This is a genomic window from Pseudomonas sp. NY15374, from assembly GCF_048068255.1.
Classification (GTDB): Bacteria; Pseudomonadota; Gammaproteobacteria; order Pseudomonadales; family Pseudomonadaceae; genus Aquipseudomonas; species Aquipseudomonas machongensis.
Map to the genome: position 1 here is coordinate 16,049 of NZ_JBLUPZ010000010.1, position 15,570 is coordinate 31,618.

The window sequence follows — 15,570 nt, forward strand, 5'->3', positions numbered from 1 at the left end:
AGCGACCGCGTTTGCCGTTGGCCTCAGCGCTCGAGTTCGTCGACCGCTTCCTGCAGTTCCTTCTTGGCGTCGGCGAGCTTTTCCTTGCGCTTGTTGATCTTCTCCGAGTCGCCCTTCTTCATGGCCTTGTCCAGGTCCTTGGTGCGCTGGTTCACTTCATGCCGGGCGTCGAGCACCTTCTGCTCGCGCTCCTTGCGCAGGCTGCTATCGGTGCAGTTGGCCGTGACTTCGCTCAGGGCTTTTTCCAGGCCTGCGACCTGGGCACTGTTGTTGTGCGCGCGGGCTTCGCTCAACTGGTTTTCGATGGCGCTGCGCTTGGCGGCGCAGCCGGTGAGACCGGGCTCGGGCTGGGCGGCCTGCAAGGGGCCGGCGGCCAGGCCGACGGCAGCCAGCAGAACGAGCGTGGAAACTGATTTCATGAACTAGAGCCTCTTTTCAGGGCAGGGCGGCAAAAAGGGAAATCCTGCCCTGATTTTGCCCATTTGGAAACCGCAATGGACTGATCGCTGGCAAGATGAGGAAAGTGCCTACGTAATCAGTGCATTACACGGACTTGCAGTAATTTCTGGAAACGAAAAAGCCCCTGTCGATCACTCGCCAGGGGCTTTTGTCAGGCCGGGTGTTTACAGGCCGGCGGCGTCGCGCAGGGTGGCGGCGCGGTCGGTGCGCTCCCAGGTGAAGGTGGTGAAGGTGTCGTCACCCACGGTCTTCTGCTGCGGCTCACGGCCGAAGTGACCGTAGGCGGCAGTCTCCTGGTACATCGGGTGCAGCAGGTCGAGCATGGTGGTGATCGCGTAGGGGCGCAGGTCGAAGCACTCGCGCACCAGCTGGATGATCTTGTCGTCGGACACCTTGCCGGTACCGAAGGTGTTGATCGAGATGGAGGTCGGCTGGGCTACGCCGATAGCGTAGGAGACCTGGATCTCGCAACGTTCGGCCAGGCCTGCAGCGACGATGTTCTTGGCCACGTAGCGACCGGCGTAGGCGGCGGAGCGGTCGACCTTGGACGGGTCCTTGCCGGAGAACGCGCCACCACCGTGACGGGCCATGCCGCCGTAGGAGTCGACGATGATCTTGCGGCCGGTCAGGCCGCAGTCGCCCACCGGGCCGCCGATGATGAAGTTGCCGGTCGGGTTGATGTGGTACTGGGTGCCCTTGTGCAGCAGTTCGGCCGGCAGGGTGTGCTTGACGATCAGCTCCATCACCGCTTCCTGCAGGTCTTTCTGCGACACTTCAGGGTTGTGCTGGGTCGACAGGACCACCGCGTCGATGCCGACCACCTTGCCGTTCTCGTAGCGGCAGGTGACCTGGGACTTGGCGTCCGGGCGCAGCCACGGCAGCAACTTGGACTTGCGCGCTTCGGCCTGACGCTCGACCAGACGGTGCGAGAAGCAGATCGGCGCAGGCATCAGCACTTCGGTTTCGTTGCTGGCGTAGCCGAACATCAGGCCCTGGTCGCCTGCGCCCTGGTCTTCCGGCTTGGAGCGGTCGACGCCCTGGGCGATGTCCACCGACTGCTTGCCGATGATGTTCATCACGGCGCAGGTGGCGCCATCGAAGCCGACGTCGGAGCTGTTGTAGCCGATGTCGATGATGACCTTGCGCACCAGGTCTTCCAGATCGACCCAGGCCGAGGTGGTGACTTCGCCGGCGATGATGGCGACACCGGTCTTGACCAGGGTTTCACAGGCTACGCGGGCGTATTTGTCCTGGGCGATGATGGCGTCCAGGACTGCGTCGGAAATCTGGTCGGCGATCTTGTCCGGATGCCCTTCGGACACGGACTCGGAAGTGAAAAGGGAGTATTCGCTCATCTCGAGGGGTTCCTAAAATTTACCGATGTGTGTGTCGCCAGCGGCCCGCTGGAAATGGCGGACCTGAATCTGGAAACCGTTACGCAAGCCAACATAGAGGCTGTCCCCGGGGATCAGCCCCGCAGCATTGGCCCAACGGGCCAGGTCGTCCTGCTCGAAGCCAAGCCAGAGGTCGCCGCAGGCGTCCCGCGCCCACCCCTGGTCATGACTGCACAGCTCGGTGACCAGCAGGCTGCCGCCCGCCTTCACCCGTTTGGCCAGCAGGCGCAAGGCCAGGGCCGGGTCGCTGAAATGGTGCAGGACCATGTTCAGCACAACGCAGTCGGCTTCCACATCCGTTGCACCCAGTGCATCGGCCAACTGCAGGATTACATTATCCAGGCCTTCACGTTCGCAGACCTGGCGCGCCAGCTCGAGCATGGTCGGGCTGTTGTCCATCGCCGTGACCTGGGCGAAGCGCTGCGCCAGGTCGGGCAGGAAGCCGCCATCGCCGGGGCCAACCTCCAGCGCGCTGGCGTCGCTGCCAAAGCTCAGCTTGTCGAGCAGGGATAGCAGGCTTTCGCGGTATTGCGGCACGCCGGCGATCAGGTCCTGCTGGGCACGGAATTTCTCTTCGACGCGCTGGAAAAAGTCTTGGCTGGTGGCCGCGCGGCGCTGCTGCACCTGGGCAATACGCGCCTGCACGTCGTCCGGCAGGGCCAGTTCGTCGACTTCTTCGAGCAGGGCCGCGTGCAGGCGTCCGCCCTGGCGCAGGCTGTCGGGCAGGGCGCGGCGATAGAAGATCGCATTGCCTTCGCGGCGCGTGGCCACCAGTTCGGCCTGGGCCAGCACCTTGAGGTGGTGGCTCATGCCGGACTGGCCGATGTCGAAGATCTGCGCCAGCTCCAGTACGCCGAACGAGTCGCTGGCCAGGGCGCGCAGGACATTCAGGCGCAGCGCATCGCCACTGGCCTTGCACAGGGCAGCCAGTGCGTCGCTTTGCTGGGGTATCGCTTGCGCACGCAGGTTCATGGGGCGGCAGTCTAGACAGGCATCGTTGCCCTGGCAAGGCAATATCAAAAAGTTTTGATATTGCCTGATGGGTGGCTGATGCCTGGCTCCGGGGGCTCCGGGGGCTCCGGGGGCTGTGTGGGCGGGTTCACTCGCGCAAAGCATGAGGCTGGTCCCACGTTTTTTACCCGAAGTGCCAGCCAATCACAGGAAAAATCCCCGACTGCGACCATCCGTCATTGCCCCCAAGGCCCCCAGTGGGCGAAAATGGCCGCCTTTTTTCGTTTCACCACTTATTCAAGCCTCAGGAGATAAGCGATGCCCAGCCGTCGTGATCGTGCCAACGCCATTCGTGCCCTCAGCATGGATGCCGTGCAAAAGGCCAACAGCGGCCATCCAGGTGCCCCCATGGGCATGGCGGATATCGCCGAAGTGCTTTGGCGCGACTACCTCAAGCACAACCCGAGCAACCCGAATTTCGCCGACCGTGACCGCTTCGTGCTGTCCAACGGCCATGGCTCGATGCTCATCTATTCGCTGCTGCACCTGACCGGCTACGACCTGTCCATCGATGACCTGAAGGCGTTCCGCCAACTGCACAGCCGTACCCCGGGCCACCCGGAATATGGCTACACCCCAGGCGTCGAGACCACCACTGGCCCGCTCGGCCAGGGCATCGCCAACGCGGTCGGTTTCGCCCTCGCCGAGAAAGTGCTGGCAGCGCAGTTCAACCGTGAAGGCCACCAGATCGTCGACCACAACACCTACGTGTTCCTGGGCGATGGCTGCATGATGGAAGGTATTTCCCACGAAGTCGCCTCGCTGGCCGGCACCCTGGGCTTGAACAAGCTGGTCGCCTTCTACGACGACAACGGCATCTCCATCGACGGCGAAGTCCACGGCTGGTTCACCGACAACACTCCGGCGCGTTTCGAAGCCTACAACTGGCAGGTCATTCGCAACGTCAACGGCCACGACGCCGAAGAAATCAAGATGGCGATCGAGACCGCGCGCAAGAGCGACCGTCCGACCCTCATCTGCTGCAAGACCATCATCGGTTTCGGCTCGCCGAACAAGCAGGGCAAGGAAGACTGCCACGGCGCGCCGCTGGGCAACGACGAAATCGCCCTGGCCCGCAAGGAACTGAACTGGAACCACGGCCCGTTCGAAATCCCGGCCGACATCTACGCCGAGTGGGACGCCAAGGAAGCCGGTGCCAAGGCCGAAGCCGAGTGGAACCAGCGTTTCGACGCCTACGCCAAGGCCTTCCCTGAACTCGCCGCCGAGTTCAAGCGCCGCGCTGCTGGCGACCTGCCGGCCGACTTCGCCGAGAAGGCCCAGGCCTACATCAATGAAGTCGCCGCCAAGGGCGAGACCATCGCCAGCCGCAAGGCCAGCCAGAACACCCTCAACGCCTTCGGCCCGCTGCTGCCCGAGTTCCTCGGTGGTTCGGCGGACCTGGCCGGTTCCAACCTGACCCTGTGGAAAGGTTGCAAGGGCGTCGAGGCCAATGACGCCAGCGGCAACTACGTGTTCTACGGCGTGCGCGAGTTCGGCATGACCGCCATCATGAACGGCGTGGCGCTGCACGGCGGCCTGGTGCCTTATGGCGCCACCTTCCTGATGTTCATGGAATATGCCCGCAACGCGGTGCGCATGTCGGCCCTGATGAAGCAACGCGTCATCCACGTCTACACCCACGACTCCATCGGTCTGGGCGAAGACGGCCCGACCCACCAGCCGATCGAGCAACTGACCAGCCTGCGCAGCACGCCGAACCTGGACACCTGGCGTCCGGGTGACGCGGTCGAGTCGGCCGTTTCCTGGAAAGCCGCCCTCGAGCGCAAGGACGGCCCTTCGGCGCTGATCTTCTCGCGTCAAAACCTGCAGCACCAGGAGCGCAGCGCCCAGCAGATCGCCGACATCGCCCGTGGCGGCTACGTGCTCAAGGACTGCGCCGGCGAGCCTGAGCTGATCCTGATCGCCACCGGTTCCGAAGTGGGCCTGGCGGTCCAGGCGTTCGACAAGCTCAGCGAGCAGGGCCGCAAGGTCCGCGTCGTGTCGATGCCAAGCACCAGCGTGTTCGACGCCCAGGACGCTGCCTACAAGCAGTCGGTACTGCCGTTGGAAGTCGGTGCGCGTATCGCCATCGAAGCTGCCCATGCCGACTTCTGGTACAAGTACGTCGGCCTCGAAGGCCGCGTCATCGGCATGACCACCTACGGCGAATCGGCCCCGGCCGCCGCGCTGTTCGAGGAGTTCGGCTTCACCCTGGAGAACATCCTGGGTACCGCCGAAGAGCTGCTGGAAGACTGATGTAACGATCTGCGGGCGGTGTCGCCCTTGTTCGCGGGCAAGCCCGCTCCCACAGAGGTTGCAATTGACCTTGTGGGAGCGGGCTTGCCCGCGAATGCCGCACCGCAAATCCTGCAGACTGACGACAATCGATCTGTTTCGTGAGCGCTGAATGTCCCACCCTCGTCCCTACAAAGTTGCACTCAACGGTTACGGCCGCATCGGCCGCTGTGTCCTGCGCGCACTGTTCGAGCGGGGGGCGAAGGCCGGGTTCGAGATCGTTGCGTTGAATGACCTGGCCGACCAGGCCAGCCTGGAGTACCTGACGCGCTTCGACTCCACCCACGGGCGGTTCCCCGGCGAGGTGAGCGTTGACGGCGACTGTCTGCATATCAATGGCGACTGCGTGAAAGTCATGCGCAGTGCCACCCCTGAAGGCATCGACTGGGCCGCGCTGGGCATCGACCTGGTGCTGGAGTGCTCTGGTGCCTACAACACCCGCGCCGATGGCCAGCGTTTTCTCGACGCCGGTGCGCCGCGCGTGCTGTTCTCGCAGCCGATGGCCAGCGAGGCAGATATCGATGCCACGGTGGTCTACGGTATCAACCAGCATCGCCTGACCGGCGACGAACTGCTGGTCTCGAACGCCTCCTGCACCACCAACTGCGGTGTGCCGCTGCTGCGCGTGCTGGACCAGGCTTTCGGCATCGAGTACGTGCAGATCACCACCATTCACTCGGCGATGAACGACCAGCCGGTGATCGACGCCTACCACCACGAAGACCTGCGCCGTACCCGTTCGGCGTTCCAGTCGGTGATCCCGGTGTCCACTGGTCTGGCGCGCGGCATCGAGCGCCTGTTGCCGGAACTTGCCGGGCGAATCCAGGCCAAAGCGGTACGCGTGCCGACCGTCAACGTCTCGTGCCTGGACATCACCCTGCAGACTGCCCGTGACACTACGGCTGCCGAGGTCAACCGGGTGCTGCGCGAGGCGGCGCTGGACGGCCCGCTCAAAGGCCTGCTGGCCTACACCGAACTGCCCCATGCCAGCTGTGATTTCAACCATGACCCGCATTCGGCCATCGTCGATGCCAGCCAGACCCGCGTCTCCGGCCCCCGCCTGGTGAACCTGCTGGCCTGGTTCGACAACGAATGGGGGTTCGCCAACCGTATGCTCGACGTTGCCGAACATTATCTGCACGTCGTCCACCAAACCCGCAGCAAACAGCCCTGAAGGACTGCATTCATGACCGTGTTGAAGATGACCGACCTCGACCTGCAAGGTAAGCGCGTACTGATCCGCGAAGACCTCAACGTGCCTGTGAAGGACGGTGTGGTAACGAGCGATGCGCGTATCCTGGCTGCGCTGCCGACCATCAAGCTGGCCCTGGAAAAGGGTGCTGCGTTGATGGTCTGCTCGCACCTGGGCCGCCCGACCGAGGGCGAGTTCTCCCAGGAAAACAGCCTCAAGCCGGTCGCCGACTACCTGAGCAAGGCCCTGGGCCGTGCGGTGCCGTTGGTCGCCGACTATCTCGACGGCGTCGAGGTCAAGGCCGGTGAGGTGGTGCTGTTCGAAAACGTACGCTTCAACAAGGGCGAGAAGAAGAACGCCGACGAGCTGGCGCAGAAGTACGCCGCCCTGTGCGACGTGTTCGTCATGGACGCCTTCGGCACCGCCCACCGCGCCGAGGGTTCCACCCACGGTGTGGCCAAGTTCGCCAAGATCGCTGCTGCCGGCCCGCTGCTGGCGGCCGAGCTGGACGCCCTGGGCAAGGCCCTGAAGGCGCCGGCCAAGCCTATGGCGGCCATCGTTGCCGGCTCCAAGGTCTCGACCAAGCTCGACGTGCTCAACAGCCTGTCGACCGTCTGCGACCAGCTGATCGTCGGCGGCGGCATCGCCAATACCTTCCTCGCCGCGGCCGGTCACCCGGTCGGCAAGTCGCTGTACGAGCCTGACCTGGTCGAGACCGCCAAGGCCATCGCCGCCAAGGTCAGCGTACCGCTGCCGGTCGATGTGGTCGTTGCCAAGGAATTCGCCGAGAGCGCCGAAGCCACCGTCAAGGCCATTGCTGACGTGGCCGCCGACGACATGATCCTGGATATCGGCCCGCAGACCGCCGCCAACTTCGCCGAGCTGCTGAAGTCGTCGAAGACCATCCTGTGGAACGGTCCGGTCGGTGTATTCGAGTTCGACCAGTTCGGCAACGGCACTAAAGTGCTGGCCAAGGCCATCGCCGAAAGCGCCGCGTTCTCCATCGCGGGTGGTGGCGACACCCTGGCGGCCATCGACAAGTATGGCGTTGGGGCTGATATCTCCTACATTTCTACCGGTGGCGGTGCGTTCCTCGAATTCGTCGAGGGCAAGGTCCTGCCTGCCGTGGCAATCCTGGAAGAACGGGCCAAGGCCTGATAGTGACGGCGCCTGGCAAAGGGAGCGACCTGATGGTCAAGCAATTGCCTGTGATGATCGTGGCCTTGTTGCTGGGTGCCTGCTCCAGTGGCGGCGCCCCGCAAAGCGAGCCCGCCGGCGAGCCAAAGGGCGGCTGTTACCAGTCGCAGTGGCAGGCGGAGACGGTGCCGGTGATCAACAAGCGCCTGGGGCCGGACGGGTTGGAGAAGTACGACGAAGAACACCAGCGCAAGGCGCCCGGCTGCCCTTGATCGGACAGCGGGCAACCGATGGGCTGTTTTGTGGTCTTGAACAGAGGAGCGGCGGTGCGGCCTTCGCGGGCAAGCCGCACCACCGACTTCGAAGCGAGGATACTCAATGAAAGCGCTGCTGGCCGTACTGGCCCTGGCGACCCTGGCAGGCTGCTCCCTGCTGCAACCGTCGCAACCTGCCGCGACGGACAACTGGACCCGCTGGGTCTGCGACAGCCAGGCCGAAGTGCTGTGGCGCTTCGCCGATGCCGCGCAGCAGTCGGTCGATGTCCGCCTCGGCGGCGCTGACCAGGTCTACCGGCTCAAGGCCGAGCCCGGCGCCTCGGGCGCGCTGTACAGCGATGGCGTGCTTGCCTTCCACACCAAGGGTAATGAAGGCCTGGTGTACTGGGAAGCGACCAACGATCTGATTGGGCGGGGCTGCAAGGCACCGTGATTGGCCGGACCGCGACGGTGGTCCACAACTACTTGAACAGCAACCGCCCCTGCGGCAGGCTTGCACGAAACAACGACGCTTGTCGGGAGAGAGATACACAATGGCACTCATTAGCATGCGCCAGATGCTGGACCACGCCGCCGAGTTCGGCTACGGCGTTCCAGCTTTTAACGTCAACAACCTCGAGCAGATGCGCGCCATCATGGAAGCCGCCGACAAGACCGACTCTCCGGTCATCGTCCAGGCCTCCGCCGGTGCTCGCAAGTACGCCGGTGCTCCCTTCCTGCGTCACCTGATCCTGGCGGCGATCGAAGAATTCCCGCACATCCCGGTGTGCATGCACCAGGACCACGGCACCAGCCCTGACGTGTGCCAACGTTCGATCCAGCTGGGCTTCAGCTCGGTAATGATGGACGGCTCGCTGCGTGAGGACGGCAAAACCCCGTCCGACTACGAATACAACGTGCGCGTCACCCAGCAGACCGTGGCATTCGCCCACGCCTGCGGTGTATCGGTGGAAGGCGAGCTGGGCTGCCTGGGCAGCCTGGAAACCGGCCAGGCCGGTGAAGAAGACGGCGTCGGCGCCGAAGGCATCCTGGACCACAGCCAGATGCTGACCGATCCGGAAGAGGCTGCCGACTTCGTCAAGAAGACCCAGGTCGATGCCCTGGCCATCGCCATCGGCACCAGCCACGGCGCCTACAAGTTCACCAAGCCGCCTACCGGCGACATCCTGGCGATCGACCGCATCAAGGCGATCCACCAGCGTATCCCCAACACTCACCTGGTGATGCACGGTTCCTCGTCGGTTCCGCAGGACTGGCTGGCGATCATCAACGAGTTCGGCGGCGACATCAAAGAGACCTACGGCGTGCCGGTCGAAGAGATCGTCGAAGGCATCAAGCACGGCGTGCGCAAGGTCAACATCGACACCGACCTGCGTCTGGCGTCCACGGGCGCGATTCGTCGCTTCCTGGAGCAGAACAAGTCCGAGTTCGACCCGCGCAAGTACTTCGCCAAGACCGTCGAAGCCATGCGTGACATCTGCATCGCGCGTTACGAAGCCTTCGGTACCGCTGGCAACGCGTCGAAGATCAAGCCGGTTTCGCTGGATGAGATGTACCTGCGTTACGCCAAGGGCGAGCTGGCCGCAAAGGTCAACTGATCCGCTGATGGCCTGGCAGAAACCCGCAGAAATGCGGGTTTTTTTATGGCCGGACGGTGGGACATATGCAAAAGCCAAGGCGCGCTGACCATTAGTCGGCTATTTTCACTTTAACCATTGATAGCGAACTGATTGCATTGCGTCCTGCAAAGTCGCGTCTAGAGTAGAGAATCGGATCCAATTACAAGACGAAGTCGGTCGGACAAGAGAAGCGGCATGGATGGAGCTCAACCCGCGGCACCGGAAGGCAGCTCAGTACTGCTGGTGGTCGATGACTACCCGGAAAACCTGATCAGCATGCGGGCTTTGCTAGCCCGGCAGGATTGGCAAGTACTCACCGCAAGCTCAGGAATGGAAGCCCTGAGCACGTTGCTGGAACACGAAGTGGACCTGGTCCTGCTCGATGTACAGATGCCCGAGATGGATGGCTTTGAGGTCGCCCGCCTGATGCGTGGCAGCCAACGCACGCGCCTGACCCCGATCATCTTCCTTACCGCCAACGAACAGTCCGAAGCCGCCGTGCTCAAGGGCTATGCCAGTGGTGCAGTGGACTACCTGTTCAAGCCCTTCGATCCGCAGATCCTCAAGCCCAAGGTGCAGGCCTTGCTCGAACAGCAGCGCAACCGCCGCATGCTGCAGCGACTGAGCCGTGAACTGGAGTCGGCCCGCGCATTCAATGCCTCGATTCTGGAGAACGCCGCCGAGGGTATCCTGGTGGTTGACGAGGCGGGCGATATCAGCTTTGCCAACCCCGCCATCTCGCGTCTGCTGCAGGTGCCGGTGGACAAACTGCAGGGCGCCCATCTCCTGGACCTGATCCAACTGCCCAGCGCCGCGTTGTGGCGCGACTCGGACTTCTACCAGGCTTACCTTGGGCGGCAGATCTTCCGCGTGCACGATGCCCAGTTGCGTCCGCCCGAGGGGCCGCTGGTTCCGGTGGCGCTGTCGTGCGCGCCGTTGCCCGCTGAACAGAAGGCCATGGTGGTGACCGTACTGGACATGTCGGTGGTGCGCAGCCTGCACCAGCAACTGGAACACCAGGCGGTGACCGACCCGTTGACCGGCCTGCTCAACCGCCGCGGTTTCTACCAGACGGCAGAAGGTGCATTGCTGCGCAACGAACGATCCGGCAAGGTCCAGGCCTTGATGTACATGGATCTGGATGGTTTCAAGCGAATCAACGATTCGTTGGGCCACGAGGCGGGCGACCGGGTCTTGCGCTGGGTCGCCGAACAACTCAAGGAGTGCCTGGGCAGCCAGGCGCTGCTCGGGCGCATGGGCGGCGATGAGTTCACGGCGTTGTTCGATGGCTTGCCCTATGCGGAGCACGCAGGCCGGTACGCCGAGACCCTGATCGAGCGCATGTCCAGCTGTCCGCAGGTGGACGGCCAAGATGTCATTCTTGGCGTCAGTATCGGCATCGCCACCTATCCCGATTGCGGCGCCACCGTCGAAGGCCTGCTGCGCGCTGGCGATGCGGCGATGTATGCCGCCAAGCGCGCCGGGCGCCAGCAGTATCGCTTCTATGATCAGGAGCTCAACGGCCGCGCGCGTTCGCGGCTGATGCTCGAGGATAGTGTGCGCACCGCCATTGAGCACAAGGACTTCACCTTGGTCTACCAGCCACAGGTGGGGTTCGCCGACGGACGCCTGCGTGGCTTCGAGGCGCTGCTGCGCTGGCAGCACCCCAGTGTCGGCGATGTACCGCCGGGGCTGTTCATTCCGTTGCTGGAGGAGGCGCGTCTTATCCATCGGCTGGCGAGCTGGATCTACAGCAAGGGCGCGGCCCAGCGTCACGAGTGGCGTCAGGTGTTCGCCGACGATGTAGTGCTGGGTATCAGCCTGAGCCGCGCGCAGTTCACCCAGCCGAACCTGGTCGATGAATTGCGGCGGGCGATCCAGGAGCATGGCCTGGAGCCTGCGCAACTGGAAGTGGAGGTGGCGGAAACCTCGTTGATGTACGACATCGACGCGGCGGCCAAGCAGGTGACGCGTTTGCGCGAGCTGGGCGTGCGCGTGGCGCTGGATGACTTCGGCGCAGGGGATTGCTCGCTGCGCATGCTGCGCGACCTGCCGATCGACACCCTGAAACTCGACCGTAACCTGGTCGCCCGCCTGCCCGATTCGAAGGTCGATACGGCGCTGGTGCGCAGTGTCATCGCGCTGTGCGCCGACTACGGCATCACGGTGATCGCCGAGGGCGTGGAAACAGGCGTCCAAGCGCAGTGGCTGCGCGACAGCGGCTGCGCCTACGTGCAGGGCTTCCTGGTTGCGCGGCCAATGACGGCAGGGGATGCGCGTGGTTTTCCGGCGGTGTATCCGTGGGCGCAGGCTGGATCGCCTGCCTCCCTGACCTGATAAATCTGCCAGTTGTCTGTTCCGGTCGTTGTGGGCGACTGTTGCCTCTCCAGCCATGAATGGCAGGTAAAAAGGTGGTGAGCAGCGCACTGTTCCAGCAGACCCCCTCGATCAAGGTACTCGACAATCGGCGCCAAGCGGTGCGTGAGGTCGAGTATCACCGTGCGTCGCCATTGGACGCCGATACGCGTATCACGCGACAGGTTTTCAGTCCGGCAGGGCGATTGGCACAGATCACTGATCCACGGTTGCATGACGCAGGTGTTGCCAACTTCGTCCATGGGCACGACCTGACAGGCCAGGTCATACGCACGCAAAGCGTCGATGCGGGGGTGAGCCTCGATTTGAAAGACGCGGCCAGGCGCGACTTGTTCTTGGTGAGCCGTATTGGCAGGGCGTTGGATGGGCAGGACAGTTTCGCCGAAGCCGTGACCCGGACCCTGCGCTACGAACCGGTCAATATGCCTGGGCGTCTGTTGGGGGTTAGCGAGCAGGTTGCTGGCGATATCCCTCGTACCAGTGAGCGTGTGTTGTACGGCGGCAATGAGGCGCAAGAGAAAGCCCGCAACCTGGCCGGCACTCGGATTGCCCATTACGATCCAGCCGGGCGCGTTTCCATGCTCGCCAACGCTCTCGGCGGCGCAGTCCTCTGTGTGCAGCGCAAACTGTTGAAGGGTGGTGACGACGATACTCTGTGCGTTGACTGGCAAGGTGAGGCCACGGAGGCCTGGGACGCACTGCTGGAGGATCAACGCTACACGACTCGCACTCAGGTAGACGCCACAGGCAAGGGCCTCACCGTGCTGGACTGCGCAGGCCATCAACAGCGCAGCGCCTACGATGTGGCAGGCGCCCTGGCGGCCAACTGGCTGATGCTCAAAGGCGCGCCAGAGCGTGAGATCGTCAGGTCGGTGAGTTATTTGGCGGGTGGACGCAAGCAGCATGAGGTGCATGGCAACGGCATCGTCACTGTGTACACCTACGAACCGACGACCCTGCGCCTGGCGACCGTGCGGACCACTCGCCAGACCAGCGAAGGCCAGCGATTGCAGGACCTGCACTATCGCTATGACCCTGTCGGCAACGTCGTCGGGCTGGCCAACGACGCCGAGCCGACGCGCTTCTGGCGCAACCAGAAGATCAGCGCGCAAAGCGAGTACCGCTACGACAGCCTGTATCAACTGGTCTTCGCCAGCGGTCGTGAGATGGCCAATGCCGGGCAGCAGGGCAATCATCTGCCAAGCGTGCTGGTACCGCTGCCGGTGGATGATTCGGCCTATACCCTCTACACCCGGAGTTATACCTACGACAGCGCGGGCAATCTCACGCATGTCCGTCATAGTGCACCGGCTACGAACAACAACTACGTCACTGCAATCACCGTCAGCCAGTGCAGTAATCGCGGCGTGTCGAGTACGTTGGCCAGCAATCCGGACGAGGTCGAAGCGCTGTTCACCGCAGGGGGCGAGCAGCGTGTGCTGCTGCCGGGACAGCCGCTTGAGTGGACGGCACGCGGCGAGTTGCGCCGGGTTGCAGGCGGTACTCAGGAAAGCTATCGCTACGACGCTGGCAGGCAGCGTGTGCTCAAGGTGAGTCATCAGCAGCAAGGTGGATCACTGAAGGCGCTGCGCACGCTGTATCTGCCGGGGCTTGAGCTGCGTATCACCCTGGTTGACGGCGCCGTGCAGGAGAGTCTGCACACGGTGGTGATGGGCGAGGCTGGGCGTGCCCAGGTGCGGGCGTTGCGTTGGGAGGCGGGTAAACCGGAGGGGGTCGATAACGACCAGGTGCGTTTTGGCTATGACAGCCTGATCGGCAGCGTCGGGCTGGAGCTCAATGGCGAAGGCAGTGTCATCAGCTTCGAGGAGTACTACCCCTTTGGCGGGACGGCGATTCTGGCGGGGCGTCATCGTATCGACGTGGAGTACAAGACGGTTCGCTATTCGGGGCGGGAGCGAGATGCGACAGGGCTTTATTACTACGGGTATCGCTATTACCAGCCATGGGTGGGGCGATGGTTAAACCCCGATCCTGCAGGGACTATTGATGGTCCTAATCTATATCAAATGTTGAACAACAATCCCGTAGGGAATTTCGACGCCTCAGGTCTGAGGATCATGAGCTTTAATCTCGACGAGAGCCGAGGGGATCTCATCTATGGCCTGAGCGACCCGCGTCACAATTATCTAAGGGTTGTTGTCGATGGTTACAAGGGCATCGATGACAAATCCGCTTTGACGATCGATCACTATAATCTAGCGATCGCGAAAGCCATCCGATTGAAAGCACTGGCGGACTTTGAACTGCCGGATGATGCTTCTCCAAGACAGGTTTTAAACGCTGTTCGTACGGATGCCAGGCTTTTAGATGTAATGAAATTGGCCTTTGGCAATTATGTGCTCTGGGATAGCTATTTTTCAGCAGGCCGGGAAAATGAAAAATTTAACATTTCTACTATTTATGGCGACGTTTCACGGCGGTGGGGAGAAAGTCCTTTTCATGATTGGTGGGTGGATGACACCGGGCCGCAGTTACTATGGAAGCGAGGGTCGAAACTGGGTTTATATATGGCAGCCCATAACGCTGGGCAAAAAATTCATTTTGTCCTGGATGACTTGAACACGTCGGCGGTCGTCACGAAAAAGGGTGAGTTTGGACATTCTGTTAGTGCGAGCGAGTTACGTTATGCCTTTCGAAACAGGCATGCGTTGCGTGGAAAAATTCACTTTTACAAAGGCGGATGGGAAGTCTCGGCACCTTGGCAGACATCACCGTGGAAGTGGAGCGCATACAAATCTAAATCTGAGCATCGCGACCGTTTTTCGCGATGGCAGGCGCTGCGACGAGAGTCGCGTCGACTGCGCAACGCATAGTTCCGGTTAAGACGATGCTCGGATGATGTGCGGCTTGGCTACAACTCATCCGCAAACGGCAAATCCGGTCCAACTCGTGAGCAGGTGATCGCCGCCGCACGAATGGCAAAGCCCAGCATGCCATCGATCGTTTCCCGCTCCAGCGCCGCCAGCCCTGCGGGGCTGTCTGCACCCAGGCGGGCGAGGTAGCTCAGCACTGCCGCCTGGAAGGTATCGCCAGCGCCTACCGTGTCTTTCACTGCCAGCGAGGCATCCGCAGGTTGTGTCCATGAGCCGTGCGCGCAATGTACGCTGGCGCCGTCTGCACCGTGGGTGACGAACACCAGTCGGCAGCGGTCGTTCAGCCAGCCACGGGCCACCTCGGACGGCGTGCGATCCGGATAGAGCAGCGCGAGGTCTTCCTCGCTGGCCTTGATCAGGTGGGCGTGGGCCGCGAAGGCTTGCACCTGGCGTCGCCACAACGCCACGTCGGGCTGCGGGTTGAGGCGGACGTTGGGGTCGAGGCTGATCAGCCGGTGTGCGCTTTCGCGCTGCACCAGCGCCAGTAGTGTATCCGCCACTGGCGTGATCACCAGGGTGTAGGAGCCCACGTGCAGGCCGCGCACCTGGTCATCGAGCGCCGGCAGGTGTTCGAGGCGCACCTGCCGGTCGGCGCAGCCTTCGCCGCGGAACTGGTACTGCGCCGAGCCGTTGGCATCCAGCCCGACCATGGCCAGGGTGGTCGGTGCATCGCTGGTCACCAGGTAACTGCAATCGACCTTTTCCTCTTCCAGCACCCGACGCAGGCGTGTGCCCAGGTAGTCGCTGGACAGCCCGCCGAACAACGCCGAATCCACGCCTAGCCGGCGCAGGCCGACCGCGACGTTGAACGGCGAACCGCCGGCAATCGCCTTGAAGCCCAGCTCGCTGCTGCGCGGGCTGTCATCCAGGCTGAACACATCGAACAGGGCTTCGCCACAGACCAGGTACATGAAATTC

12 protein-coding genes are annotated in these 15,570 nt (G+C 62.8%); 8 read left to right on the forward strand and 4 right to left on the reverse strand.

From position 1 onward, the window contains the following. Positions 1-23: 23 nt before the first annotated feature. From ACNFHO_RS20005 to ACNFHO_RS20015, 3 genes are all read right to left on the reverse strand, one after another. Positions 24-419 (reverse strand): DUF1090 domain-containing protein, encoded by a 396-nt coding sequence (locus tag ACNFHO_RS20005; RefSeq protein ID WP_054894818.1) that lies wholly within the window; start codon positions 417-419, stop codon positions 24-26. 204 nt (positions 420-623) lie between these two features. Then, positions 624-1,814, reverse strand: coding sequence for a methionine adenosyltransferase (metK, locus tag ACNFHO_RS20010; RefSeq protein WP_063546518.1), 1,191 nt, complete (start codon positions 1,812-1,814; stop codon positions 624-626). A gap of 12 nt (positions 1,815-1,826) precedes the next feature. After that, positions 1,827-2,825, reverse strand: coding sequence for a metalloregulator ArsR/SmtB family transcription factor (locus tag ACNFHO_RS20015; RefSeq protein ID WP_063546517.1), 999 nt, complete (start codon positions 2,823-2,825; stop codon positions 1,827-1,829). 297 nt (positions 2,826-3,122) lie between these two features. On the opposite strand from ACNFHO_RS20015, the gene tkt reads away from it, so the two are divergent. The 8 genes from tkt to ACNFHO_RS20055 all read left to right on the forward strand — a co-directional run bounded on the left by tkt (position 3,123) and on the right by ACNFHO_RS20055 (position 14,592). Next, positions 3,123-5,120: a transketolase gene (gene tkt, locus ACNFHO_RS20020; RefSeq protein WP_054894815.1), complete on the forward strand. Its 1,998-nt coding sequence runs from the start codon at positions 3,123-3,125 to the stop codon at positions 5,118-5,120. A 151-nt stretch (positions 5,121-5,271) separates the two neighbouring features. Then, the gene (gene epd / locus ACNFHO_RS20025) at positions 5,272-6,333 is read left to right on the forward strand and encodes an erythrose-4-phosphate dehydrogenase (RefSeq protein WP_054895473.1); all 1,062 of its coding nucleotides are present in this window, start codon (positions 5,272-5,274) and stop codon (positions 6,331-6,333) included. A 12-nt stretch (positions 6,334-6,345) separates the two neighbouring features. Further along, positions 6,346-7,509 (forward strand): phosphoglycerate kinase, encoded by a 1,164-nt coding sequence (locus ACNFHO_RS20030; RefSeq protein WP_416767144.1) that lies wholly within the window; start codon positions 6,346-6,348, stop codon positions 7,507-7,509. Continuing rightward, a complete protein-coding gene (locus tag ACNFHO_RS20035) occupies positions 7,509-7,760 on the forward strand; it encodes a hypothetical protein (RefSeq protein WP_371105668.1) in 252 nt (83 codons plus the stop codon). The genes ACNFHO_RS20030 and ACNFHO_RS20035 overlap by 1 nt, the downstream gene beginning before the upstream one ends. Before the next feature lie 106 nt (positions 7,761-7,866). After that, positions 7,867-8,196, forward strand: coding sequence for an MliC family protein (locus ACNFHO_RS20040; RefSeq protein WP_054895470.1), 330 nt, complete (start codon positions 7,867-7,869; stop codon positions 8,194-8,196). A gap of 100 nt (positions 8,197-8,296) precedes the next feature. Then, positions 8,297-9,361, forward strand: a complete 1,065-nt coding sequence (fba, locus tag ACNFHO_RS20045; RefSeq protein ID WP_009399343.1) for a class II fructose-bisphosphate aldolase — start codon at positions 8,297-8,299, stop codon at positions 9,359-9,361. 216 nt (positions 9,362-9,577) lie between these two features. Beyond that, positions 9,578-11,719: a putative bifunctional diguanylate cyclase/phosphodiesterase gene (locus ACNFHO_RS20050; RefSeq protein WP_416767145.1), complete on the forward strand. Its 2,142-nt coding sequence runs from the start codon at positions 9,578-9,580 to the stop codon at positions 11,717-11,719. A gap of 77 nt (positions 11,720-11,796) precedes the next feature. Beyond that, complete coding sequence (locus tag ACNFHO_RS20055) at positions 11,797-14,592, forward strand: RHS repeat-associated core domain-containing protein (protein WP_416767146.1); 2,796 nt, start codon at positions 11,797-11,799, stop codon at positions 14,590-14,592. Between the two features lie 38 nt (positions 14,593-14,630). Here ACNFHO_RS20055 and ACNFHO_RS20060 read toward each other — a convergent pair whose 3' ends face one another. Continuing rightward, positions 14,631-15,563: a carbohydrate kinase family protein gene (locus tag ACNFHO_RS20060; RefSeq protein ID WP_416767147.1), complete on the reverse strand. Its 933-nt coding sequence runs from the start codon at positions 15,561-15,563 to the stop codon at positions 14,631-14,633. Positions 15,564-15,570: the final 7 nt, after the last annotated feature.